Genomic DNA, 22,316 nt, shown 5'->3' with positions numbered 1-22,316 from the left:
TGAATACTAAAGGACATGGGGTGCTGAAATGATCAAGGTCAAAGGGGATGAACCTCTAATAAAGCAGGTTGTTTTGCCTAACGGCGATGCTGCTGTTGCGGACATACTAGCAGCTTTTGAAATGGGCAACAGGAAGTACATTGTTTGTTGGTTCCCTCTAGCACAGGAAGCCGAGAGCAAGGCTGTGCCATTCCGTTTTGAGGAGGTAAATGGATTTATCAGGCTATTCGAAATCGAGTCCGAAACTGAATTTTTTGCAGTGCATGAACGCTTTGAGAATATGAACACCGTTTGAATATTATGTTGTATAACACATTCCGAGCCCGTATCCGGAGTGTGTTTTTCTTTTCCGTAAAATTCCGCTTGCATAAGCGATACGTCCTCGGTGTATAATAAACACAAACAAACGTTCTCATTTACGAGGTGATTTTATTGACGAAGGAACGGACGATATTCCTCTCGGACTGCCAATCGTTCTATGCAAGCGTCGAAAAGGCCACGCATCCTGGTCTCGATAATCTTCCGGTTGTTGTGGCCGCTCACTGTTGATAAGATGTACGGTGTTGGCTCGCGCATGACACGCCACTTCGTCGCGCTCGGCATGACTACGATCGGCCACGTCGCACAAACGCCGCTGCCCTTACTAAAGCAAAAATTCCGTGCGCGATTCGGCAAGCAATCGGATATTCAGGCGGAGGTTATGTGGCGGACGGCTAACGGTTTAGACGACAGTCCTGTTACGCCAGGCACGCTAAATGCCGCGCCAAAATCGATCGGTCACGGAATGACGTTGCCTCGCGATTATACGACGGCTGAAGAAGTTGATATCGTGCTCTTGGAGCTAACGGAAGAAGTGTGCCGCGATGCTAGAACGAAGGGGTTTACGAGTGGAACGGTCCACGTATTCTGTATGTGCTCACCGTACGACGCGCCGACCGGGTTTAGTCAGCAACGTAAAATGCCGCTAGTGACGAACAATACGCTTAAAATTTACGGGTCGGTCCGCGAGATTTTTCACCGCAATTGGAACGGTCATCCGGTGCGCAAGGTTGGCGTCACACTTGGTACACTCGCGGAAGAAGACGTCACGCAATTGGACCTTTTCGAAGATGTAACGAAAATTCGCGAACTTGACCGCGTCGTAGATCGCATTAAAGACCGTTTCGGCAATACGGCGCTCATTCGCGCGTCTAGTCTGATGAAGGCCGGTCTTGCAGCGGATCGAGCCGGCAAAATTGGCGGTCATTACCGATAATCCCACTACTTACCGCCTCTATGCGCCATGCCTTTACGGTATAATTGCGCTAGAGGTGTTTCTATGTCTACGTTTATATCTCCGATGCTGCTCGAAACCGCGCCGGAAGCCTTCGATTCTGACGATTACATCTTCGAGCCGAAAGTCGACGGTCACCGCCTTATCTATTCGCAAACAAACGGCGCCACACGCTTATTTACGCGCCATAACAACGATTGCACGCGCCAATATCCGGAACTATTAGCGTTCCCTTTTGCGGATGATATCGTGCTAGACGGCGAGGTCGCGTGCGTAGACCCGGCAACCGGCGCGATATGCTTCGAATCCGTTATGGAGCGTTTTTCCGCGAAGAAAGCCGATAAAGTCCGCAGGCTGTCCGAACAGTTGCCGGCTAATTTCGTCGTTTTCGATATTCTACGGTATAAAGGCGAAGATCTCCGCAGCTTACCGCTTGAAAAGCGCAAAGAAATACTCGCGTCAGTTTCGTTTCCACCAAACGTCCATATCGCGAAAATTCCGTACTTTACAGGCGCCGGCATTCCGCTGTTTACGAGCATAGCTGCGCAAGGTATGGAAGGAGTCGTCGCGAAACGCAGAAATAGTACTTACGTAAGCAGCCGCTCGAGTGCGTGGCTTAAGATCATTAACTGGACGTTTGTTGACGTTTATATAACGGGCTACTCAAAGGGTGACTTCGGCTGGCTCGCGTCTGTTCCTGCGGAAAATGGGCGCATGAAATCCGTCGGCGTCATTGAACTCGGTGTAACTCCGAAACAGAGAGCCGCATTTTACAGCGTTAAAGACGCACTATTTGCCGCTGAGGACGACGCTTATGTCTATTTAAGGCCACAGCTTAAAGCGCGCGTTAAGATACGTAATTGGACGCGAAAAGGGCTACTACGGTCGCCTGCGTTCGTTGATTTCATAATTTAGCGAGGAGGGTACGCTATGGAATATCACGTAATAAGTAAGGAAACTGGTGTATTAAAGACGCTGTCCCACACGGAAGTCAACGATATGGATTACGATGATGATGGACGCGTTATCGTGTATGGGACGGATCAGGTAGCGTACTATTTGATCGCGGATGAGGATTAATGTCGTACAATTTAGCGGAGTTATCCAAAATTATCGGTTTCCACCGAAAGCACCAACGCGTTCCCTCGATAAACGAAGTAGAGCGCGCGTACCAGACGGCAATTAGCGGGGATTTTGACGGGGCTTTGTGCGGTAATGGCGCGCGTTTTCGAGTGTTGCTGCGAGTTAATGAAATAACGCCAGAGTAACGGAGTGATCTCGTCAGCCTGGCGTTATTTTTACGTTAAAACGCGAAACTCGTAAAGGCTGCGCGCAAACCACGTGTTAGCAATCCTAACGTAATTCTCGCAAAATCCACGTATGATGCCAGCGTCTTCGCGTTTCCCGTCCGTACTAACAACTACACAAGCTTGCGATAAGGCGGCCGCGAATAGTTCGATATCGGTTTTTAACATTGTTTACCTCCGGAGGTTGTCGTATTTTAACCGGTGCTTCCGGATTTATCCGAATTTTACCATATACTGAGCGCCTTCGGACGTTTTTTTTTTTTCGTTATCTACCTGTTTTTTACGCGCTAGTACAGTATTACGTTATGTGGACGCCTCCTTGGCGTCTTTTTTGCGTTGTCTTTTATCCCAAACTTACGTAGAGGAGATCGATTAAATGACGTTAGAACGCGGCATCAATCCGGAAACAGGCGAGGTAGGTACATTCGTGCCTGATAACGCAGGCTACAGTATTCAATCTCAAGCTCAACGCGATTCAAATCGAAAGTATTTTGACAGTTTGCGCAATCCGACCGCAGGAGGGAAAAACGTAGACTTCACTTTTATCGCGATGGCGGTAATGGATGAGATTATTAATGCGCTAACTACTGCTCAATGCGGCTACTTGTTGCTATTACAGTGTTACGTAGGGTATGACGATGGCACGCTTACTAACGCTGATAAAACGCCGATGAAAACCGCGGACATGCTTAACGCGCTACAGCTCGGCCGCAAGCGCCAGACATTTTATGACTTCCTGCGCAAGTGCTTGGAGCACGGTATTATCGCGGAAAATGAGGCCGGCAACTATGCGGTTAACCCGCGCTACCATTTCCGCGGAGTGACTCGTAATCGCGCTGTAATTCGCTCATATACGGCGAAGGTTAAACAGGTGTATCGCGAAGTTAAAGCGGCAGATCTCGGGCTCATTTACCGTATGCTGCCGTTTGTGCACTACGGAACGAACGCACTATGCGATAATCCACTCGAGCAGAATCCGAAGGGAATACGGTGGTTTAACGGGGCAGAGTTGGCGGCTGCGATCGGAATTGATAACCGCGAACTATACAAACGACTCCCGCGCATGAAGTTCGGCGATGAGTTCGTAGTCGCGAAACTATCCGTAGGCGGAGATGATCCGCGATTTATTTTCAATCCAAACGTATTCTACCGTAAGAATTCACGGCCTGACGATACGCTAATCGCTATGTTTAACGTGAATAACAAGCCTGCGCGCCGTAGGAGACGGTAGTAAAATGTGTGCTTATTCGTACAAAACACCGCAAAAATGTGTGCTTATTCGTACAACTAAAAACGCTGAGATCACACGTGGGACTAAGTGAGTCGGCGTTTTAGGTGCGAAATTTATTCTTAGTATTACAGGATTGCATGATACGGGCGCTAAGCGGTAATTTAACGCGGCTACTTGCTTTTTACGCTCTAGTACAGTATTACGTTATGCAGAAAGAACGCGGAAATAGATAGTCGCTAGGAACGCTAGTGACGAAGCGAGCGGAGCGCTTTTCTCCGCTATTCTTTTATTACGGAGGTGAACGTTAATATGGCGAAGATACTAACCGCTGAACAAACGATAGCTATCGAATGGTTAGCGAAGCCGAAAAAAGGCGGCAAGACGTTTGAAGAGATCGCGGAAATTTGCGGCGTCCATCCGAATACGATCGGTAATTGGCGTAAGGACAAGACGTTTGATGCGGAATTAAAGCGCACTATTGTACGTGAGAACTCCGATAAGTTGCCGGAATTAGTCGCGTCATTGACGGATCTAGCTATACGCGGAGATGGGAACGCAGCTTTTGCGAAATTAGCGCTTCAAGTTAACGGAATGTTGACGGACAAACTCGAAGTGGAAACGAATGGTAACGGAGATACGGATATTGACGCGTTGAGAGCGAAATTGGCTGCGTATAAAGAGCGGAATAAGGAAGCGTAGGGAGAGCGTTATGGGTACGGACTCACAATCCGCTAGTTTTCTACGCGTATATATGAAGGGATGCGTATGAGGGCGTATGTGGAACGTTGTGATTAGCGCTATTTTACCGGGAAGAGGCGCTTTTTAGGCGCCCTAACCGGAATTTTTCGCGTATAAAAATAGCGCTTGACAACGTTGGGATTACGTGAACTACTACGCTCGCACCTACGAAATGTGACATTGCATAAATCGTGTATAAAATAAACGCTTGACACCGTATCATGTATGTGTATATGCGCTTATTTGTGCGTTATCGCGTATATTCATATGTATGCATAACGAATGTATAAAGAATAGGCGGTATAAAACGCTGAAATAGCCCGATATTACGCGATTTCGTAGGAGTGACGCGGTGTTGGACTACTGTATAAAACACGTATTTTAAACGCATGTATGACGGTCGGAATTGCATAAACGTTGCATAAAAATAGTTGTTGACAACGTGAGTGCGTTATGATTCGTGCCTATATCGCGTATAAATTAACGCTTGACAACGTAGTGAACGTATGATTCACGCAAATAAGCGTAAATATATCGCTTGACATCGGCTAAACGGTGTGAGACGGTGACCCCCAAGGCGGGTGCGTCATATCTGCGAATCAGGTGCGGAGAAAATCCGCGTATCAAAATTAACGTTTGACTTTTCATACGTGATTTTAACGTAGTATTAACGCTGAATTAGCGCTTTTAAGCGTAAAGTGATACGAATACACTATCGCTGCTTAATCGCGCTAATTCAGCGCTTAAAATCGCTCGGAAGGAGGACGCCGCCATAGCGTGGATAAGCAGTCGTTGGCACACACGTAAGGAACGCGATGAATTAATCGCTAGTTACCGCGATCTTATCGACGCAATGGTCGCGCAGCCTTCTCTTACTGCCGCGGAATTAACGGAATTTGACGAATTTCTAACGGAGAAAGAGCGCTTAGAACGCATTAATCGCGCGGAAGACGATCTACTCTACTTCGCGTACGAGTATTTTGGCGAAGTTTACAACGTGGATAATAGCGGTAACTGGATACCGGTGCCAATCGAAGAAGCGCCGGCCTTCCACGCGGAAATATGCGACATCATGAACGTTGTTTCAACGAAGGAAGTTAACGCAAAGGTGGCCGTTGCCGCACCGCGTTCTCACGCTAAGTCATCGTTTCTATCGAAGGCGTTTCCGATACATGAGCTCGTTTTTCGTAAACGTAAATACGTAATTATTATCTCCGAGACTCCGCAAGTATCGACGGGCAATATGGAGTGGCTCTCGCTTCAGCTTAAATCTAACGAGAAGCTTCGCGCCGACTTCGGTCCGCTACTCTCCGTTAAACAGCAGGAAAATCCGAAGGATAACTCGTCGGAATTTATCGCGTGGGAGCCCCGTAAAGATGGCAGCCAGCGGTTACTTTGTCGCGTAGAAGCAGCCTCAACGGGCCAGGCGCTCCGTGGACGTAACTGGAACGGTACGCGGCCGGATCTTATTATCTGCGATGATCTGGAAGGTAAAAAGAACACGAATACGGACCAGCTACGAACGGAAATGCGCGACTGGTTTACGCAAGTCGTAATACCACTCGGTGATCCGGCCGGTAAAAAGACCGCGTTTGTTTACATGGGAACGATGGTACACCACGATTCGTTGCTCCGTTACGTAATGGAAAAACGGTCGGACTTCAAAACGAAGCTATTCCGTGCGGTTATCGAATGGCCTGAGCGGATGGACTTGTGGGAAGCGTGCCGACTCGTTTATAACGATCGCGATAATCCGAAGCGCGCTGAAGAAGCGGAAGCATTATACGAAATGAATCGCGCAGAAATGGAACGGGGATCGACGGTTTTATGGCCGGATGTGCAGCCGTTATGGAAACTATTCCGTTGGAAATGGGATAACGGAAGTAAAGCGTTTAACACGGAATATATGAATAACCCGGTCGACGAAGAGAATATGGTGTTTAATCCCGAAAAGTTTACGTACTATGACGGACTTCGCGACGAGTTCCCTGTGGCCGAGTTTGACGTTTTTATGGGCGTCGATTTTGCGATGGGGAAAACGCGAGGAGATTATAGCGCTATTGTTGCGGTTGCAAAACACCGTAGCACTGGCGCTATTTTTGTTATCGATGCGTGGGGCGAGCGCGTTCATCCGGATGTGTTTTTGCGCGTCATCGTAGACAAAGTCATCCGTTATCAGCCGTCAGGAATTGCGGCGGAAGCGCAGGCGGCGCAAGAATTCTTCGTACACAAGCTGAAGGAAGCGCTAAGAATGGCGGGCTATCCGGCAAATAGTCGCGTTAAAGAGATCCATCAGCGGGCTCGTAAGGAGCTACGGATTGAAGCGATGGCGCCGGACATTGAAAACGGAACGCTCCGGTTCACGCGAAAGCACGCGTTGTTGCTCGAACAATTCGAATTGTACGGAAGCGGAACGCACGATGATTTACCGGATGCAATGGAAATGGCGGTAAGTATCGCTAAGAACGGACGAAAACGAGTTACAGACAAGCCAGCGTGGCTATAACGAAAGGAGGCGGCTAGTATCGCGCCGATAAACTGGAATCCGTTTCAGCGTAAAAATTATTCGGTCGAATCGTCAGGCAACGTAAGTGAGATCTACCAAAGCGGCGGCCTTTTCTATACCGGCGGAGTGTTTCCGCCACCTTACGATATTGAACGTTTATCAAAATATTATCGCGGAAGAAAGATATTTGACGGAAAACAATACGAAATCGTATCGCGTATGAGCGACCTCCTGAAAGATACGCCACATGCGTCGCAACTTGATAAATTATATATGGCCGTAAATATTATGGACGTGCTGCTCGCAAAACCTGCGGATATGCTCGTCGGAGAACCACCAACGTATGATTCCGGTAAGGGGCCGGATAGCGTCGAGCAGAAAGCCGTAGACAGCATCGTAGAGGAAAACGATTTAAACCAGTTGATTTACGAAGCTACGGTTGGCGCGGGTATTCGCGGGGATTCGTTCATCAAGGGTTACTACGGATATCGTCAGGACTTTACGGAGGTTCCTGGCGGCGTACCAGAAGGCACGGAAAAAGAACCGATAATCGAAGCGGTCAATCCCGTTTATGTATTTCCGGAACTCTCGCATCATTCCGCTAAGAAATTCAAAGCGGTCAATATTGCGACGGTTGAGTGGGAGTATTCGCGAGCAGACGGAGAGATTCCGTACCTTAACGTTGAGCGCCACGTCCCTGGCTACATTTTTTACGAGCGTTACAGGCTGAGCGCAAACGGCGTCGATAATTCGTTCGGTGCGCCAATACTTATGTTTATTATCGGTGATCGCGTAGAAACAGGACGCGACGAGGACACAGTAGAGACGGGCGTTCCGCAGATTCTCGTACACCACATTCCGTACAAATCAGTTGACGATAATTGGACGGGCATTTCCGGTATTGAGAAGATCGAATCTATTTTAGCGGCGATAAACGATACGCTCGTGCAGCTTGATTACATTTTACATAAGCATTCCGATCCTACCGCGTATGGTCCGGCATTAGACGGAACTGAGGTAAGGATTGGCGGAAAATACATACCGGTTGAGAAAACGGACGTCACGCCTGGTTATATGACGTTTATCTCATCGCAGCAGCTTGACGGTATCTTTAAGGAGCTCGATCTTCTTATCGGACTCGTTTTCCAAATGTCCGAAACGCCGCAATGGTTATTCGGAACGCAAATCTCCGCAGGCTCAGACGGTGGGACCGGCACATCACACTCGGACGGCGGCGCAATCAAAGCGCGTTTCATGCCGGTACTGACGAAGGTTAAGCGTATCCGATCGCATGTTGATCGCGCGGTTAGAGATGCGCTATACAATGCGCAGCTTCTCGAAAACTTCGCGAATGATGGCGTAGAGGGATTCGTAGAGTACAAGCCGGTTTACCCGAAGATCATGTGGAAAGACGGTATCCCACGTGATGAAAAAGCGGAAGCTGAGACGATGCAGATTCGGACGGGCGGTCTCGCCACAATTGACGTTAAGACAGCGATTAAGCGCATGGATTCGATTGATGAAGCGCAAGCCGACGAAATTATGACGCGAATTGATGAAGATGGAAAAGCGGCTGCCTTCGTTGATGGGACGGTATTTAACGATTCGGGCGGCGGTAAGAAATGAGCGATCCAACTTACGAAAGTGAAATCGCAGAAATAACGGCAGCCTTCCGCTCAGCTACACAAGAGATACGCGACGAACTTTCGCGAGTAGACATCGTAGATCTTTCGTACCCAAAGGCGCGGCCGCATTTAGTGCGGATCTCTACGATACTAGCGGATTTATTCGCGAAGGTGTCCGACATGGTGGCGCGTCTATTCTCGAAAGCGGCGTCTGACGGAATACAACGTGCGATGGACGCACTTGGTACGCCAGGCAAGCCTAGTATCAGCCGCATTAATTCGAACATGCTCGTAGCTGTTACGGAGGATACTCAGGCGGATTTGCTTGCGGTCACTCAAAATATTGATCGGCGTACGAAAGTAGCGGTCAGGCGTGCGGTCGCGGAATCGATGCGCGGCAATATGACGGCAGGGATTAACGGTAGAAAAACGATTAGTCGCGACATCCTTGCTCGGATTAAGAAAACGTTAGCTGAACCGACAAGTAACGGTATTGTCGACGCAGCCGGCCGCCGATGGAAACCGGAAGTTTACGCGGAAGTTGTGACACGGACAAAAGCGATGTACGCGCATATGGAAACGACCACAAACGAAGCGCTCGAACGCGGTGTCTTATATGGGCGCATATCACGACATGGGGCGACGGATGGCTGCGCTAAGTACGAAGGTAAAATCGTTAAGTTGACGCCGGACGCTCCGGGTGATTATCCGTACGTGGGCGATTTACGCGCTTCAGGTGCGATCTTTCATCCGAATTGCAGACACGTCATAACTCCGGTTAGGAATCCGGATAAGGCGGTGGGCGGTGGATAAGAGCATCGTAATCGAACCTATAAAGAACGCAATCAGCGTAGAATTGACGAAAAATAGCGTAATTACGACGCTAGTTAAGATCGAATCTATCTACGGCTTCGTCGCGCCGATCCAAGCAATAATTGAACGAAAAGAGGTGGGCTAATGGCGGCCTCCTTAAGCATAAAGCGGTATGATACGCGAACGGCCGTTAAAGCAACGTTAAAGAGTCCGAGCGGTGCTTCCGTTGATTTAACCGATGCTACCGTTAAATTCTCGATGGTTAAATACAGCACGACGATAGTTAATCGCGAGGCAGACATTATTGACGCACTTACTGGTAAAGTAGCGTTCGTGTTCGATAGAGAGGAACTTGCGGAAACTGGCACAATGAAAGCGGAGTTTCAAGTTGCATATCCGGACGGAAGCGTCGAAACGTTTCCCAATTCGGGGTATATCACGATAAATATCGAAGCAAATCTGACGTAAAGGAGGCGAAGAAGTGACGTTCGACAGCAGTAAACCGTTAAAAAGAGCGGGCGCGTATCCGGTTCCGCAATATTGGAACGATGAAACGGGAGATTGGGAAGTTGTAAAGGGATCAGCGGGCGCTTACCGTCTACAGACCACGGAAAAAGTCGCACGGGAGCCGTTCTCGGGAAATTCTACGCTGACCAAAGAGTTCTCTCAGACAATGACGGGATTTACGATTAGCAACGACGGTAACGCGGACCTAACGTTTACGATTCTCAACGGAGATGGCGCTGGAGATACGTACAGAGTATATGCAGGCGCAGTATTTGGCGAAGACATGCCGGCATTTACGCGAATTCTTATTACAACGACAGTCCCGTTCCAAGCGTACGGTAAAGTTTCGTCAGGAACGGCCAATGTCGCACCAAACCCCGTTGATACGACGGCCCCGGATAACGTAACGAATCTCGTTAGTTCCGGCATTACGCAAACATCTTTAACGCTAGGTTGGGCGGCTTCCGCTTCGTCTGATTGCGTTGGGTACGAAGTTTATCGCGGATCTACTCTCCTAGCTACCGTAAATGGAACGGCATATAACGTAACAGGATTGACGCAGGCAACGCAGTATACTTTCACAGTTAAAGCTAAAGATGCCGCAAATAACATCGCGTCGGGAACTTCCGTTACAGCGACGACGGCAACACAAGTAATCACGGATACAACACCGCCGACGATAACGGTGAGTCCCGCAGCCGGAACGTTTACGACTACGCAATCAGTAACGTTATCAGCGAATGAAACAGCGACGATCTACTATACGCTAGATGGATCAACGCCGACAACTAGCAACGCGGTTTATTCGGCACCGATCGTAATTAACGCTACAACAACGTTGAAATTTTTCGGTAGAGATAGCGCAGGCAACTTATCAACGGTGCAGACCGCTCTGTATACGATTAATCTCGCGGATACGACGCCACCTGCTGCCGTAACAAATCTCGTAGTAGGAACGCCAACCTCTAGCGCGATTCCGGTATCGTGGACGGCTTCGATTTCTACGGATACAGCGAAGTATGAAATCGCGTATTCAATGGATGGGACGAACTACACGGTGGCAAACGCAAATGTTACGGCCATGTCGTACTCAGTGGCGGGGCTTAACGCGAGCACGCAATATACAATCCGCGTTGTGGCGATTGACACGTCTGGCAATCGGTCGACTACGAATCTAACCGTTCAAGCAACGACGACAAGCGGTGGATATATCGTAGCAAGTGACACATTTAATCGCGCTGACGGTGCTCTGGGTAATTCTGAAACAGGCGGCTCTTGGAATGTTAGCTCAGGTAACGTAGCGACAATTATTAATAATCAGGCGGGATTTCTTGCAAGCTCCTCGACATATCCGAATCTGACTATCACGCAATCAGATAATGTTGACATCGAAATTGACATGGTTATGCCAACACTAGTGACAGGTAACATTTCAGGCGTTAGCTCCCGTGTTAACTCTACCAATAATCAAGGACTTATCTTCGGCGCTTTGGTTGCGGGAACTAAAGTAGGATTCCTTACTACTTTAGCAGGGGCGGCAACAGTCCCAGCTACAGCAAATTTTAGCTTCGTTGCTGGTCAGACTTATCGCATCAAGCTGGAGGTAAGGGGGAATGTGTATAAGGGTTATATCGACGGCGTACTAATCCAAACGTACACGGATTCTAATAATATCGGATTATCGAATACAAAGCATGGGTTTGTTTTCTACAGTACAGCCGTGCCGAGGGGAGATAATTTCAGAATCACGGCATATTAGAGGGGAGTCTTTGAATGTGGCAAAGGAAGCCAACTAGTAACCCAAGCGGGACGACCAGTGTACAACCAAGTTCAACAAACGGGAAAATAAAGGTTAATGGTGCGGATATTATTGTTTACGATGATACTCAAGTAAGAAACTTAATCACATCAAATAACGCTGATCCTTCTTATATGAAATATAGCGGCAAGAGGGTGTTTTGCTTTGGGGATAGCATTACTCAAAGCGTTGGGGCTGCTAATAACTACCCTACTCATCTATCTACAAAACTAAACGCAAACGTAACGAACTTCGGAAGTTCAGGTGGGGATCATAATCGTTTTAGGTGTATTGTTTGCGGCGGCACATCAAATGGGGGCTTAACATTTACTGCGCCTGACTTCACAATTGCCGATGTTGTCACATTAACGATAGGCCATAATGGCGGCGTCGGCAGTTCAACGATGAATGATATTTCAGGAATCAATGACTTTAACCTTTACCCTGATACTTACTACGGTAATTTTTGCCGAAGTATCGAATACATCCTTAATCAAAATCAGAACGTTAAGATATACCTGATGACACCAATCCAATCGCTTAACGCTTCATACATCACCAATACAGCGGCATCAACAACTGCAATCAAAATTATAGGAGCAAAATACGCGTTACCCGTGATTGATTTACAGAATACAAGCGGGTTAAATTTTAGAAATTTAAGTCTCTTTACTGGAGATGGAACACATCCCAATCCAACAGGTGCCTTAAAAATTGCAGAAGTAGTATATAGACAAATGTTGAGTTACTGAATTCTACTAAATTCGACTTAACGTTGTCCTACGTTATGACGTTAAACTGACGGTTTTGAAAACGATAGTCGACGGACTTTAAACGGAGGTAACGCAATGAAACGTAAATTCCCGTTAAGTCTCGATATACAAATGTTCTCGCAAGATCCGCCCGCTGATCCACCGCAGGACCCGCCTGCCGATCCGCCTGCTCCTCCGAAAAAGTTGGAGATGACGCAGGAGGAATTCGACGCAAAAATCGCGGAACGACTCGCACGCGAACGTAAGAAATTTGCGGATTACGACGATATCAAAACGAAGCTTTCCGATCATGAAAAGGCGGAAGAAGCCCGCAAGCTAGCGGATATGTCCGATAAGGAACGCCTGGAAGCGGAGAAAAAAGACGCGTTAGATAAGGCGCAGGCTGCCGAAGAAGCGCGCGATAGAGCACTGACAGCCGCTGACCAACGCCTCATTAAATCGGAATTCCGTGCAATCGCGCGTGAATCCGGTATTCGTGCTGACGCGCTCGACGACGCATATAAACTCGCTGACACTTCCGCGGTAAGTGTTGACGACGAAGGAAATGTGGTCGGCGTAAAGGACGTAATTGAGGCGCTTGTTAAAGATAAACCGTATCTAGCGGAGCAAGCGAAGAGAGAATCGAAGACGATCGGTAACCCATCGAATCCTAACGTTGATAATACGACGAAGACGGCGGACCAGTTGCTGAAAGAAGCCGACGAAAAGGCGCGTAGGACTGGTCGCATTGACGATCGCGTCGCTTACGCAAGGTTAAAACGAGAGTTAGGTAAATAACGCGATTCACTGAGGACGGCCTTTAACGAGGTCGTCTTTTTTATTTCCAAAATTAAAAAACCACACATTCTAGGAGGAATTATTCCATGGCAAAAGCCCCTATTTATGACGCTTCACTAATTGGTAAGAAATTTTCGATCGTAGACGAAATTATCCAGCTCAATCCACACCAAACACCGCTTCTGAATCTACTCGGATTCTCCGAAGCAGTAACGCAAACGAGCCACCAATGGTTCGAGGACGAAATCTATGCGGACGAATCGAAAGTTAACGGCGCAGTTACGAACGTTGCAACTTCCATCGTTGTCGTAGACGATTCTCCTTTCCGCGCTGGTCACGTTGTTAAAATCGGCGACGAGTTGATCCTCGTAACCGCTGTGAACTCCGGCACTAAAACGCTGACTGTTACGCGTGGATACGCTAGTACAATAGGTGCGGCAATCGCTGACCAAGCGAAGATCGAGGTGCAATTCGTAGAAGGTTCCGAAGGTGCTGACGCTCGTACAGCGCGTTACAAACCGCGTACTTCCGTTTCGAACTACACGCAAATTTTTGATGATTCCATTGAGATCTCCGGTTCCGCCGAGGCTGTAACGCAATATGGAATCAGCGATCTTTACGAGTACGAGAAGCAAAAGAAACAAGTTGAGCTAGCGCTGTCCCTTGAAAAAGCGCTAATTAACGGCCTTGGCTTCCAAAACGGTCAAATTCGCCAAATGAAAGGCGTTCGCGCGTTTATTCAATCGAACGTAACGGATGCAGCAGCGGCGGCGGTTAGTGCTACGGTCGTTAACGATAGCCTACAAGCCATTTACGAGAAAGGCGGATTTGCTTCTGGCGGTAACTATAAAATCATGGTTCCTGCAAAACAAAAACGCGCAATCTCCGCGATTGATGCTAACAAAATTCTGATCTCTCAATCCGAGAACAGCCGCGGCCAGGTCGTAGATCACTTCACGTCTGACTTCGGTCAGTTCGAAATCGTATTGAATAACAACCTTGACGCGAAAGAATTGCTGATTGTCGATACGAACCGTCTCGCTATCCGTCCGCTTGTTGGTCGCGAATTCTTCCACAAGTTCCTCGGAGACAAAGGAGATTACACAACCGGTATGCTTGTCGGTGAATATACGCTGCAATTCGAGCAAGAGAAAGCGCACGCTCGTATCAAAAACTTAGCGTAATTAAACGCAAATAAACGAGCCTGTAGCGTAATGGTTACGGGCTCTTATTTTTCGGAGGTTAACGATGACAAAGTATACGTCACGTTACGCGGAACTTTCGTTCTACGTTAACGGAGAATTACGGAAATTTTACGCAGGTGAGTATCGCACGGATATCGCTGAAGAGATTGCGGCCTTAGATACGCTATCTGACGCGGTAAAAGACTCGGAGGAAACAACGCCAAAAGCGCCATCAACGCGTAAAGCCTCCGTTAAATAATCGGGGGTGGGCTAATGGCCGCAAATGTAGGGAACGCGGATGAGTATATCGCGCAGAACTGTATCGATGTTGAGGATTGGACGGACAGTGACGAAGCTAAAAAATTACGGATTGTAAACGTAGCTAATCGGACGCTGACCACAAAATATCCGAAATACACGATACCGGACGCAGCCGTATATGAATTCGCTAACGTACTAGCAACGGTGTTTAACGATACAAATCGTTTGCAACAGCAAGGAGTTACGCAGTTCTCGCTATCTGGAGTCGCTTCGTTTCAGTTTAAGGATGCGTCAGTTAATTCGGCCGGTAGCGACGTCGCGAAGTTTATCCCGCAGGCAGCGCTCGACCTAATTGGCGCGGAAAATGGCGTTAAGCTTTCGAAACGCAGCGTAGCTTGGACGGTGGTGTGACGTGGCGTTAATCCCACTGAAGCAAAGGATTACGGTTGACCGCGCAGGCTCACTCGACTCATGGGGCGTACCAGTGACGGGCGAAACCGTTGAAATAAAGGCACGCGTTACGGAGATGACAAAAACGGTCGTTAACCGCTACGGCGAAGAGGCAACAACGACGCTTGTGATTTACGTTGATAAGTACGCGGATTTCAGCTACGACGACACGATTACGTACACGAACGAATACGGTGTGACGGTCGCGCGGAAGCCGCTGAAAATCGATGTAAAACGCATGTTATCGGGCAAGCCGGTACTAACGGAGGTGTACGTCTGATATGGCGAGTAATCGTATCGATATCGATTTAAACCGTCCAGGCTCGTTTGTACAAAACCTGATTGGAACGTTTTTCCGTGGGTATGGGCGAAGGCTTGCGGACGCTGCCGGCAACGGAGCGCGAACTGGACTGGAAGACGTAATGGACGAGTGGAAGGCGCAATCAACGGATCTCGCACCGCTCAAACACGGTACTTTAAGGCGCGGCATCCATTCGGTAGTCGACGTGGAATCCGGTAAATTAACCGGTGAGATTTCGGTTACGGCGATCGAGAGCGGCCACGGCGGTACGTTTGACTATGCGGAGTATATTCACGACGTATTTCCGCAGGTCCACGGTAAATCGTTTAAGAATCCGACGACGTCCGGCACGATTCCGGAGTTTCTCGATAAGCCTATGGAAGACAACGGAGAACGTTGGAAGCGTGAGTTAGAGGCCGCTATTCGTGACGGTATAAGGCGGAGGGGATTCTAGCGTGACGCTAATTAACGATATTACTTCGATTGATGCATTCATCGCGCAGAAATTCCCGTCGGCTCATATGTTTAAACAGACGGCGCCGCTCAAGCCCGATGCAAACACGTTCGTTACGCAGCTTCAAAATGATCGTAGAACAACGGAGACTAACGTAAGTTGGCGAACTGAGCGCGAATATCAAATCGTATACTTCGGTGCTTCAGCGCAGGACGTGCTCGCGAAGATGGACGAACTCAGTAGCGCTATTTATTCCGTGAAGGTCATCGACAAAATCTACGCAGACTCATTCGCGTATGGAATGCCGTTTAAGTCGGCGGAAGGCGTCTACGCCAGTGTCGGTATCTTGACGGCCATTACACGCGAAATGAAATCGATGGCTGCATACGAGAACGCAGATAAAATTATGCACGTAAATATACGGATTTAAGGAGGCCACAAAATGGCGGGTGGAACATGGGACCCTACGTCCCTGCCGGTTAGGCCGGGCTTATACATTAATTTCAAAAGTGCCGCAGTAGCGCAGATTAAGGGCGGAACGCGCGGTACGGTAGCGATTCCGTTGAAAGCAATCACGGGCGGAACCGCGTCAGTTAAAACGTTCTACACCGTGGAGAACGAGACGGATGCAACGGCGCTGTTCGGCGCTTCTAACATTGCGTCGATTAAATACGCGTTACAAGGCGGTGCGAGAGAGGTGCTCGTTTATACGTTGCCGGCAAGTGCGACCGCTACCGATTACCTTGACGCGCGCACAGCTTTCGACACGCGCCCATTTAACGTTCACGTTTTTGATGGCGAGGTAACAGCGCCTATTCAGGATTCCACGCTAACGTGGGTTACCGCGAATCGTGCGGCAGGCAAGCATTTCCTAGCGGTATTCGGAGCGGTAGCTGCCGCAGACGATCAAACGCCAGCAACAGGCAATGCGCGCTCAGTACGGTTACTTGATGATTACGCGGTTAACGTGACAGTAGGTACGGTAATTAACGGATCAGCGGTTTCGTCCGGAGTCTACGCGCCTTATGTCGCAGGACTTATCGCAGGCACTCCGATTAACCGTTCGATCACGTACAAAGTCGCGCCGGTGGCTGACGTGAACAAGCGTTATACAAACTCGGAAGTCGTGGCGGCATTGGCAGCGGGTTCGCTCGTGCTTACGAATGATGGCGAAAAGGTAAAGGTCGAACAGGGACTTGTAACGTCCGTTAAGAAAATCCGATCGATGCGCGCGCGACAAGCGATCAGCAACGATATTACGAAGACGGCGGCGGATTCCTATATCGGACAAATCAATAACGACGCGGACGGTCAGGCGGCGCTTATTTCTGCTGTAAAGGCGTACCTCGAAACGTTGGAGGATGCGGGCGTATTGCGCGCGATTTCCGTCGGACTTGATCCGCAATTCCAAAGCGTAGGTGATCGCGTTTATTTGCTGATTAGCTACGTCGAGATCGATAGTATGGAACGGATCTTCTTAACGATTTCCGTATAAACAACGAAGGGACGGTGTAACGATGCCAGTATTAGATCCAACGCGTTCCATTCAGGGACATTTCGGTGAAATCTGGAGAGATGGCGTTTGGCTGACGAATTTTTATAAAGCGGAAGCCAGCGTCGATATTTCCTACGAAAAAATTAAACGTAGTGGTACTCGGCGTGTGGGCAACAAGCTCGGCGCGATCGAGATGTCCGGCAGTATCGGCGGCTATAAGGTGACGACGGAGTTTGCCGAGCAAATCGCGCAAGCTATGGACGATAAACGAGGCGCTTTCGTATGTGAGCTCATCCTCGCGCTGAAAGATCCGGAAGCTTACGGCTATGAGCGCGTACGGCTTAAGGGCGTGCAGTTTACGAAAATTGACGTTATGAAATTCGAAAGTGGCTCGATCGTTGAGCAGGAATGGCCCTTCGTCTATGACGACTGGGAGTATCTCGATAAAATTTCGGCATCTTAGAGTTACGTAAGTTAACGCAGTCTGACGCTATTTAAGCGCTAGGCTGCGTTTTTAATTTCGAAAATTAACCTTAACGGAGGAATACATACATGGACGCATTACAAGCGCTATTATCCGCAAATTTAGAAATCGAACAGGACGTTTACATTAAGCGCCTCGGCGTTAATTTCCGCATTAAAGCGATTAGTACGAAGGATCTCGAAAAAGCGCGTGAGCAATGTACGCAAGTAAGTGGCAAGGGATCGCGTAAGGAATCGGTCATTGATACGGATCGCCTTAACGCTGTTCTCGCAGTGAAATTCTGCGTGAGCCCGGACTTCGGTGATAAGGCGCTGTTAGCGAAATATAACGCAGCTAATGCAGTTGAATGCGTAGGCAAAGCGTTGTTGCCAGGTGAGTTGGCGAAGATTAACGCTGCGGGTACGGAATTATCCGGTTTCGGCGATGACGAAGAGGCGGAAGAAGACGTAAAAAACTAATTTTGGCGGGCGGATATCCGTATCTCGTACACCGGATATTCCAACGCCACAACATACCGCCAGACGAATTTTACGCGAAGGATATCCGAGTTAGGCGATTCATGATCGTGTCAGAAGCGATCGAGTTGGACGAGGAAATCGCGCGAAGAAAGGAGAGATGACGTATCGCGTTCGATTTAATTGCTAGGCTACGGTTAATTGACAATATGACTGCGCCGGCCATGCGTGCGATGAATTCGATGGGCGCAATGGCTGCGAAAATTACTGGTGTGTCTGCGGCCGTCGGGCTCTTAACGAGCGGATTAGGTGTGGCAGCTATCGCGACCAAGTCGTTCAGCAAGGCGCTCGATTTTGAAGCGGAGTTGTCGACAATTAAAGCGTTAACTGGCGCAACCGCTGACGAAATGAAGCAGATGGAAGACCTCGCGCTATCAATGGGCGCTAAGACGAAGTACTCAGCACTCGAAGCTGCGTCCGGTATCGAGGAACTTCTGAAAGCGGGCCTATCGCCTGCGACCGTTAAGGCCGGCGGACTAGAGGCTGCGCTAAACCTCGCAACAGCGGGCGGGCTTGGACTAGCCGAAGCTGCGGAAACAATGAGTACGGCGCTGAACGCGTTTAAGAAAGACGGAATGACAGCGGCCCGTGCTTCGGATCTTCTCGCAGGTACAGCTAACGCCTCCGCAACAGGTGTACAGGACCTCCGCCAATCATTAGCTGCGGTTTCTTCCGTTGCGGCAGGAATTGGTATGAACTTTGAGGATACAAATATTGCGATGGGACTTTTCGCAAATAACGGGATTAAAGGTTCAGACGCAGGGACATCACTGAAAACGATGTTGCAGAACTTGCAGCCAGGAACAAAGGAACAAATCGCGCTATTCAACAAACTCGGCATAACAACGAACGGCACCGGCAATAAGTTTTTCACAGCGAGCGGTAAAATCGAATCACTAGCAAATGTGGCGGATACTTTGCGTAAGTCACTCGGAAGTATGAATGATATGCAGCGCCAAGCGGCGTTGGAAGCGATGTTCGGTACAGATGCGATTCGAGCCGGTAACATCCTTTACGAAGAAGGCGCGGATGGCGTTAGGAAGTTCTATGACGAAATGAGTAACGTAACGGCGTATAGGGTCGCAAAGGAGAAAATGGACAACGGAAGAGGAGCTATTGAGCAGTTTAAAGGCGCGATAGAGACGTTGCAGATACAGGCGGTCAAGCCGTTACTCCCCGCGATCAAGGCGACATTTAACGCGCTTGGTGATTACGTAAACGCTAAGACACCGCAGATTACAGCGGCGATGGAGCGTATGGCTGACGGGGCTAAACGTTACCTAAAGGAGCACTTTATCGATAATCAGTCGTTTCGCGATCTGGGTACGTTTCAGCAAAAGTTTGAATTCGTCATTAGCGACTTAAAAAAGACATTTGATTTCTGGTACAACAATGGCGGATCAAAACAAATCGAGAATGCAACAAGCGCACTAATCGGGTTCGTTAGCACAGCGCTATCTAACTCTAGTGAGAAGCTCGGAGCGGTTGGTGTAAACTTAGGTAAATCACTTGCGAGCGGGATGCTATCAGGACTTGAGCAATTCGCAAATGAGAATCCGAAAATGGCTGCGTTAATGACGTATATTGCAACGCCTGGTGGTCCAGCGGTAAAAGCCGCGGCTGCAATAGCGATCGGTTCTGGAAGCATCGGCGCAGTTAGACAAATTTCGAACGATATTCAATCGGATGCGGCGGTGTTTAAGGAAAAAGGCGCGTCTGCCGGAATCGAAAACTTCCTCGCTCCGCTTAATAGACTGCTCCATCCAGAAGTCATTCGCGATGAGAACGGTAAAGTGCTCGGAGGTAAAGCACTACTCGATTATAAGAAAGCAAATCCTACGCAAGGTCCGCAAGTCCCTAACGGACACGCTGGCGGATTATCGCGCGTACCTTACAACGGTTACACTGCGCGTTTACATGTAGACGAGGAAGTATTGACGAAAACTGACGCAGATAAGCGTCGAATGGGTAACGGATCGGGTAGCAGTGTCCTCGTTACAGGGAACACGTTTAATGTTCGTTCCGACAACGATATCGACGCTATTGCGAAAGCACTCGCGACTCAAGCGTGGGAAGCGAGAGGGGCGGTAGCGCGATGATAAACGAACTCCAATTTTGGCTGACGTACAATAACGGTGCTGAAATGCTACGCCTTCCGGTCAATCCCGAATCTGTCCGCATTGCTAAAACACACGGATATGATGACGTAATGACGACGCAATTAGGCGAGTTGACCGTAATCGGATCGGATCGGCTACGGGAATATTCGTTTTCTTCGTTTTTTCCGCGTGATTATAACTCGTCTTATTGCGAGTATTCCGATATTCCGAGTCCGCAAGACGCCGTTAACTTAATTGAAAGTTGGATCGAGACGCGGCGTCCTATTCGATTGACGATAACGGGTTCCGTAAACATACCAGTAACGGTGCGCTCCTTTACGTATGAGGCTCGCGCCGGCCACGTCGGAGACATATTCTACAGTATTTCGCTCAAAGCGTACCGTTTTACTGAGCTTAAGTCGGTTACGGAGAAAGCGGCGGATGGCGTTTTAATGGCCTCCGCATATGTTTCCGGACAAGAAACGCGCGTCGGAGTGGCGGTCCCATTAGTATCGTCTTATACGGTAAAGGAAGGCGACAATCTTACGAAAATCGCGCACATAGTCTATGTCGACGGAGACCGTTGGCCTGAGATTTATGACGCGAATAAAGTGACTATCGGTCGGAATCCGAATTTGATATACGCTGGGCAGGTGTTATCGATACCGTGACAATTTCCGTAATCTACGAAGATACGATTATTGACCCGCTAGTCACATCCGTTAACTGGTCCGGCGATATTACGCAAGCCTACCGTAAACTTGATATCGCGATTAAGAACACGATAGACGGAAACAGCCAAGCGTTAACGGTCGAACTCGGTAAGCAATTGCTACTTCTTTCTGATAACGTAGAGATATTCCGCGGAGTCATTTTCTCCCATTCCGTTAATGCGGGCGGCTCTATGCAGATTACAGCGTATGATGAGGCGGTCTATTTAACGAAGTCAATCGATACGCGTAAGTTCACGAATATGAAGGCTTCCGCTATTGTGCGGGAACTGTGCGATGACTTCGGCATTGATATCGGAGACATTACAGACACCGGATACGTAATTCCGAAGCTTGTTCTCCGTGATATGTCGTTGTGGGATATGATAACGACCGCATTAACTGAGACGCGGAAACAAACGGGGCGTCGGTTTTGGGTACAGTCTGCAAACGGACTCCTTAACGTTATAGAACGCGGTGAAAAAGTCGTCGGATTCATACTTGACGATTCTACGAATATACTCGACGCTTCTTACGCGTTATCTATCGAGGATATGCGCAATCAAATCAGGGTTATGGGCGGCGACGAAGAAAAAAAACCGATCGAGTTTACGGTTAAGGATGAAGCGGTCATTAAGAAATTCGGCATTATGCAGCATCTCGAACGCGCAGATTCCGATTTAACACGGTCGCAACTTGAACAATTAGCGAAGACGCTGCTCGAAGCAAAGTCCGTTATTAATGATGACGCGAATGTAACCGCGCTCGGTGACGCCAGTGTTACGTCAGGAGTGGCGGTCTATGTGCGGGAAGCACTAACGAATATCGTCGGCGCATTCTATGTTGTGACCGATTCCCATTCGTGGGAAGGCGATACTTATAAGATGACGCTAGGTATATCGGGTGACGAAGAGCTTCCGCAGCTACAGTATGAGCCGCCGGTTGTTAAAGCGAAATCATCGGACGCATACAAGTTCACGGGTGCGCTCGCGTTCTTGAATTAGGAGTTGAACGT

The 22,316-nt window shown here is 48.7% G+C and carries 29 protein-coding genes; 28 read left to right on the top strand and 1 reads right to left on the bottom strand.

Features of this window, described 5'->3' with window-relative positions; translation table 11 throughout:
• Positions 1 to 28 precede the first annotated feature (28 nt).
• The 6 genes from LOZ80_RS15035 (at position 29) to LOZ80_RS15015 (ending at position 2,541) form a co-directional block, all read left to right on the top strand.
• Entirely contained in the window at positions 29 to 295 is a 267-nt protein-coding gene (locus tag LOZ80_RS15035; RefSeq protein ID WP_238167400.1) for a DUF1292 domain-containing protein, read from the top strand.
• Positions 296 to 423: 128 nt separating this feature from the next.
• Positions 424 to 549, top strand: a complete 126-nt coding sequence (locus LOZ80_RS39505; RefSeq protein ID WP_443147032.1) for a Y-family DNA polymerase — start codon at positions 424 to 426, stop codon at positions 547 to 549.
• A 25-nt stretch (positions 550 to 574) separates the two neighbouring features.
• Positions 575 to 1,255 (top strand): DinB/UmuC family translesion DNA polymerase, encoded by a 681-nt coding sequence (locus tag LOZ80_RS15030; protein ID WP_238172156.1) that lies wholly within the window; start codon positions 575 to 577, stop codon positions 1,253 to 1,255.
• A 63-nt stretch (positions 1,256 to 1,318) separates the two neighbouring features.
• A complete protein-coding gene (locus tag LOZ80_RS15025) occupies positions 1,319 to 2,188 on the top strand; it encodes an ATP-dependent DNA ligase (protein WP_238172155.1) in 870 nt (289 codons plus the stop codon).
• 15 nt (positions 2,189 to 2,203) lie between these two features.
• Entirely contained in the window at positions 2,204 to 2,353 is a 150-nt protein-coding gene (locus LOZ80_RS15020) for a hypothetical protein (RefSeq protein ID WP_238172154.1), read from the top strand.
• Positions 2,353 to 2,541, top strand: coding sequence for a hypothetical protein (locus tag LOZ80_RS15015; protein ID WP_238172153.1), 189 nt, complete (start codon positions 2,353 to 2,355; stop codon positions 2,539 to 2,541). The genes LOZ80_RS15020 and LOZ80_RS15015 overlap by 1 nt, the downstream gene beginning before the upstream one ends.
• Positions 2,542 to 2,571: 30 nt before the next feature.
• On the opposite strand, the gene LOZ80_RS15010 is transcribed toward LOZ80_RS15015, so the two are convergent.
• Positions 2,572 to 2,748: a hypothetical protein gene (locus LOZ80_RS15010; protein ID WP_238172152.1), complete on the bottom strand. Its 177-nt coding sequence runs from the start codon at positions 2,746 to 2,748 to the stop codon at positions 2,572 to 2,574.
• A gap of 208 nt (positions 2,749 to 2,956) precedes the next feature.
• Between LOZ80_RS15010 and LOZ80_RS15005 the strand changes: the two genes are divergently transcribed.
• The 22 genes from LOZ80_RS15005 (at position 2,957) to LOZ80_RS14900 (ending at position 22,305) form a co-directional block, all read left to right on the top strand.
• The gene (locus tag LOZ80_RS15005; protein ID WP_238172151.1) at positions 2,957 to 3,811 is read left to right on the top strand and encodes a hypothetical protein; all 855 of its coding nucleotides are present in this window, start codon (positions 2,957 to 2,959) and stop codon (positions 3,809 to 3,811) included.
• Between the two features lie 309 nt (positions 3,812 to 4,120).
• Positions 4,121 to 4,510, top strand: coding sequence for a phBC6A51 family helix-turn-helix protein (locus tag LOZ80_RS15000; protein ID WP_238172150.1), 390 nt, complete (start codon positions 4,121 to 4,123; stop codon positions 4,508 to 4,510).
• Positions 4,511 to 5,402: 892 nt separating this feature from the next.
• Positions 5,403 to 7,055 carry a phage terminase large subunit gene (gene terL / locus LOZ80_RS14995; RefSeq protein ID WP_238172149.1) on the top strand — a complete coding sequence of 551 codons (1,653 nt, stop codon included), beginning with the start codon at positions 5,403 to 5,405 and terminating at the stop codon, positions 7,053 to 7,055.
• A 219-nt stretch (positions 7,056 to 7,274) separates the two neighbouring features.
• Complete coding sequence (locus tag LOZ80_RS14990) at positions 7,275 to 8,681, top strand: portal protein (protein ID WP_238172148.1); 1,407 nt, start codon at positions 7,275 to 7,277, stop codon at positions 8,679 to 8,681.
• A complete protein-coding gene (locus LOZ80_RS14985) occupies positions 8,678 to 9,493 on the top strand; it encodes a phage minor capsid protein (RefSeq protein ID WP_238172147.1) in 816 nt (271 codons plus the stop codon). Before LOZ80_RS14990 ends, LOZ80_RS14985 begins: the two co-directional genes overlap by 4 nt.
• Positions 9,486 to 9,638, top strand: a complete 153-nt coding sequence (locus tag LOZ80_RS14980; RefSeq protein ID WP_238172146.1) for a hypothetical protein — start codon at positions 9,486 to 9,488, stop codon at positions 9,636 to 9,638. Before LOZ80_RS14985 ends, LOZ80_RS14980 begins: the two co-directional genes overlap by 8 nt.
• A complete protein-coding gene (locus LOZ80_RS14975; RefSeq protein WP_238172145.1) occupies positions 9,638 to 9,961 on the top strand; it encodes a BppU family phage baseplate upper protein in 324 nt (107 codons plus the stop codon). The genes LOZ80_RS14980 and LOZ80_RS14975 overlap by 1 nt, the downstream gene beginning before the upstream one ends.
• Before the next feature lie 13 nt (positions 9,962 to 9,974).
• Positions 9,975 to 11,759, top strand: a complete 1,785-nt coding sequence (locus LOZ80_RS14970) for a chitobiase/beta-hexosaminidase C-terminal domain-containing protein (RefSeq protein ID WP_238172144.1) — start codon at positions 9,975 to 9,977, stop codon at positions 11,757 to 11,759.
• A 14-nt stretch (positions 11,760 to 11,773) separates the two neighbouring features.
• A complete protein-coding gene (locus tag LOZ80_RS14965; protein WP_238172143.1) occupies positions 11,774 to 12,550 on the top strand; it encodes an SGNH/GDSL hydrolase family protein in 777 nt (258 codons plus the stop codon).
• A 96-nt stretch (positions 12,551 to 12,646) separates the two neighbouring features.
• Positions 12,647 to 13,348, top strand: a complete 702-nt coding sequence (locus tag LOZ80_RS14960; protein ID WP_238172142.1) for a phage scaffolding protein — start codon at positions 12,647 to 12,649, stop codon at positions 13,346 to 13,348.
• Positions 13,349 to 13,434: 86 nt separating this feature from the next.
• The gene (locus LOZ80_RS14955) at positions 13,435 to 14,532 is read left to right on the top strand and encodes an SU10 major capsid protein (RefSeq protein ID WP_238172141.1); all 1,098 of its coding nucleotides are present in this window, start codon (positions 13,435 to 13,437) and stop codon (positions 14,530 to 14,532) included.
• Between the two features lie 64 nt (positions 14,533 to 14,596).
• Positions 14,597 to 14,791, top strand: a complete 195-nt coding sequence (locus LOZ80_RS14950; protein ID WP_238172140.1) for a hypothetical protein — start codon at positions 14,597 to 14,599, stop codon at positions 14,789 to 14,791.
• Between the two features lie 14 nt (positions 14,792 to 14,805).
• Positions 14,806 to 15,204 carry a hypothetical protein gene (locus LOZ80_RS14945; protein WP_238172139.1) on the top strand — a complete coding sequence of 133 codons (399 nt, stop codon included), beginning with the start codon at positions 14,806 to 14,808 and terminating at the stop codon, positions 15,202 to 15,204.
• 1 nt (position 15,205) lies between these two features.
• On the top strand, positions 15,206 to 15,523 hold the full coding sequence (locus LOZ80_RS14940) for a hypothetical protein (RefSeq protein ID WP_238172138.1): 318 nt from the start codon (positions 15,206 to 15,208) through the stop codon (positions 15,521 to 15,523).
• Between the two features lies 1 nt (position 15,524).
• The gene (locus LOZ80_RS14935; protein ID WP_238172137.1) at positions 15,525 to 15,998 is read left to right on the top strand and encodes an HK97 gp10 family phage protein; all 474 of its coding nucleotides are present in this window, start codon (positions 15,525 to 15,527) and stop codon (positions 15,996 to 15,998) included.
• Between the two features lies 1 nt (position 15,999).
• Complete coding sequence (locus LOZ80_RS14930) at positions 16,000 to 16,428, top strand: hypothetical protein (RefSeq protein WP_238172136.1); 429 nt, start codon at positions 16,000 to 16,002, stop codon at positions 16,426 to 16,428.
• A 12-nt stretch (positions 16,429 to 16,440) separates the two neighbouring features.
• Entirely contained in the window at positions 16,441 to 17,493 is a 1,053-nt protein-coding gene (locus LOZ80_RS14925; RefSeq protein ID WP_238172135.1) for a phage tail sheath subtilisin-like domain-containing protein, read from the top strand.
• A 22-nt stretch (positions 17,494 to 17,515) separates the two neighbouring features.
• On the top strand, positions 17,516 to 17,956 hold the full coding sequence (locus LOZ80_RS14920; protein ID WP_238172134.1) for a phage tail tube protein: 441 nt from the start codon (positions 17,516 to 17,518) through the stop codon (positions 17,954 to 17,956).
• A gap of 89 nt (positions 17,957 to 18,045) precedes the next feature.
• Positions 18,046 to 18,435, top strand: coding sequence for a phage tail assembly chaperone (locus LOZ80_RS14915; protein ID WP_238172133.1), 390 nt, complete (start codon positions 18,046 to 18,048; stop codon positions 18,433 to 18,435).
• 221 nt (positions 18,436 to 18,656) lie between these two features.
• Entirely contained in the window at positions 18,657 to 20,591 is a 1,935-nt protein-coding gene (locus LOZ80_RS14910; protein ID WP_238172132.1) for a phage tail tape measure protein, read from the top strand.
• Positions 20,588 to 21,262 (top strand): LysM peptidoglycan-binding domain-containing protein, encoded by a 675-nt coding sequence (locus LOZ80_RS14905; protein WP_238172131.1) that lies wholly within the window; start codon positions 20,588 to 20,590, stop codon positions 21,260 to 21,262. Before LOZ80_RS14910 ends, LOZ80_RS14905 begins: the two co-directional genes overlap by 4 nt.
• Positions 21,259 to 22,305, top strand: a complete 1,047-nt coding sequence (locus LOZ80_RS14900; protein ID WP_238172130.1) for an XkdQ/YqbQ family protein — start codon at positions 21,259 to 21,261, stop codon at positions 22,303 to 22,305. The genes LOZ80_RS14905 and LOZ80_RS14900 overlap by 4 nt, the downstream gene beginning before the upstream one ends.
• Positions 22,306 to 22,316 lie beyond the last annotated feature (11 nt).

The sequence above is a fragment of the Paenibacillus sp. HWE-109 genome, assembly GCF_022163125.1.
In the GTDB taxonomy this organism is placed as follows: domain Bacteria; phylum Bacillota; class Bacilli; order Paenibacillales; family NBRC-103111; genus Paenibacillus_E.
The sequence above is the reverse complement of the archived record's forward strand: the minus strand, read 5'-3'. Positions and strand labels throughout refer to the sequence as shown.

What these genes read in the sequence shown, in the direction of transcription:
- LOZ80_RS15020 (WP_238172154.1), top strand. Translation starts at nt 2,204, where the DNA reads ATGGAATATCACGTAATAAGTAAGGAAACTGGTGTATTAAAGACGCTG.
- LOZ80_RS15035 (WP_238167400.1), top strand. Translation starts at nt 29, where the DNA reads ATGATCAAGGTCAAAGGGGATGAACCTCTAATAAAGCAGGTTGTTTTG.
- LOZ80_RS14950 (WP_238172140.1), top strand. Translation starts at nt 14,597, where the DNA reads ATGACAAAGTATACGTCACGTTACGCGGAACTTTCGTTCTACGTTAAC.
- LOZ80_RS15030 (WP_238172156.1), top strand. Translation starts at nt 575, where the DNA reads ATGACACGCCACTTCGTCGCGCTCGGCATGACTACGATCGGCCACGTC.
- LOZ80_RS15025 (WP_238172155.1), top strand. Translation starts at nt 1,319, where the DNA reads ATGTCTACGTTTATATCTCCGATGCTGCTCGAAACCGCGCCGGAAGCC.
- LOZ80_RS15015 (WP_238172153.1), top strand. Translation starts at nt 2,353, where the DNA reads ATGTCGTACAATTTAGCGGAGTTATCCAAAATTATCGGTTTCCACCGA.
- LOZ80_RS14920 (WP_238172134.1), top strand. Translation starts at nt 17,516, where the DNA reads ATGCCAGTATTAGATCCAACGCGTTCCATTCAGGGACATTTCGGTGAA.
- LOZ80_RS14985 (WP_238172147.1), top strand. Translation starts at nt 8,678, where the DNA reads ATGAGCGATCCAACTTACGAAAGTGAAATCGCAGAAATAACGGCAGCC.
- LOZ80_RS15000 (WP_238172150.1), top strand. Translation starts at nt 4,121, where the DNA reads ATGGCGAAGATACTAACCGCTGAACAAACGATAGCTATCGAATGGTTA.
- terL (WP_238172149.1), top strand. Translation starts at nt 5,403, where the DNA reads ATGGTCGCGCAGCCTTCTCTTACTGCCGCGGAATTAACGGAATTTGAC.
- LOZ80_RS14960 (WP_238172142.1), top strand. Translation starts at nt 12,647, where the DNA reads ATGAAACGTAAATTCCCGTTAAGTCTCGATATACAAATGTTCTCGCAA.
- LOZ80_RS14965 (WP_238172143.1), top strand. Translation starts at nt 11,774, where the DNA reads ATGTGGCAAAGGAAGCCAACTAGTAACCCAAGCGGGACGACCAGTGTA.
- LOZ80_RS15005 (WP_238172151.1), top strand. Translation starts at nt 2,957, where the DNA reads ATGACGTTAGAACGCGGCATCAATCCGGAAACAGGCGAGGTAGGTACA.
- LOZ80_RS14975 (WP_238172145.1), top strand. Translation starts at nt 9,638, where the DNA reads ATGGCGGCCTCCTTAAGCATAAAGCGGTATGATACGCGAACGGCCGTT.
- LOZ80_RS14915 (WP_238172133.1), top strand. Translation starts at nt 18,046, where the DNA reads ATGGACGCATTACAAGCGCTATTATCCGCAAATTTAGAAATCGAACAG.
- LOZ80_RS14905 (WP_238172131.1), top strand. Translation starts at nt 20,588, where the DNA reads ATGATAAACGAACTCCAATTTTGGCTGACGTACAATAACGGTGCTGAA.
- LOZ80_RS14925 (WP_238172135.1), top strand. Translation starts at nt 16,441, where the DNA reads ATGGCGGGTGGAACATGGGACCCTACGTCCCTGCCGGTTAGGCCGGGC.
- LOZ80_RS14910 (WP_238172132.1), top strand. Translation starts at nt 18,657, where the DNA reads ATGCGTGCGATGAATTCGATGGGCGCAATGGCTGCGAAAATTACTGGT.
- LOZ80_RS14945 (WP_238172139.1), top strand. Translation starts at nt 14,806, where the DNA reads ATGGCCGCAAATGTAGGGAACGCGGATGAGTATATCGCGCAGAACTGT.
- LOZ80_RS15010 (WP_238172152.1), bottom strand. Translation starts at nt 2,748, where the DNA reads ATGTTAAAAACCGATATCGAACTATTCGCGGCCGCCTTATCGCAAGCT.
- LOZ80_RS14990 (WP_238172148.1), top strand. Translation starts at nt 7,275, where the DNA reads ATGAGCGACCTCCTGAAAGATACGCCACATGCGTCGCAACTTGATAAA.
- LOZ80_RS14955 (WP_238172141.1), top strand. Translation starts at nt 13,435, where the DNA reads ATGGCAAAAGCCCCTATTTATGACGCTTCACTAATTGGTAAGAAATTT.
- LOZ80_RS14935 (WP_238172137.1), top strand. Translation starts at nt 15,525, where the DNA reads ATGGCGAGTAATCGTATCGATATCGATTTAAACCGTCCAGGCTCGTTT.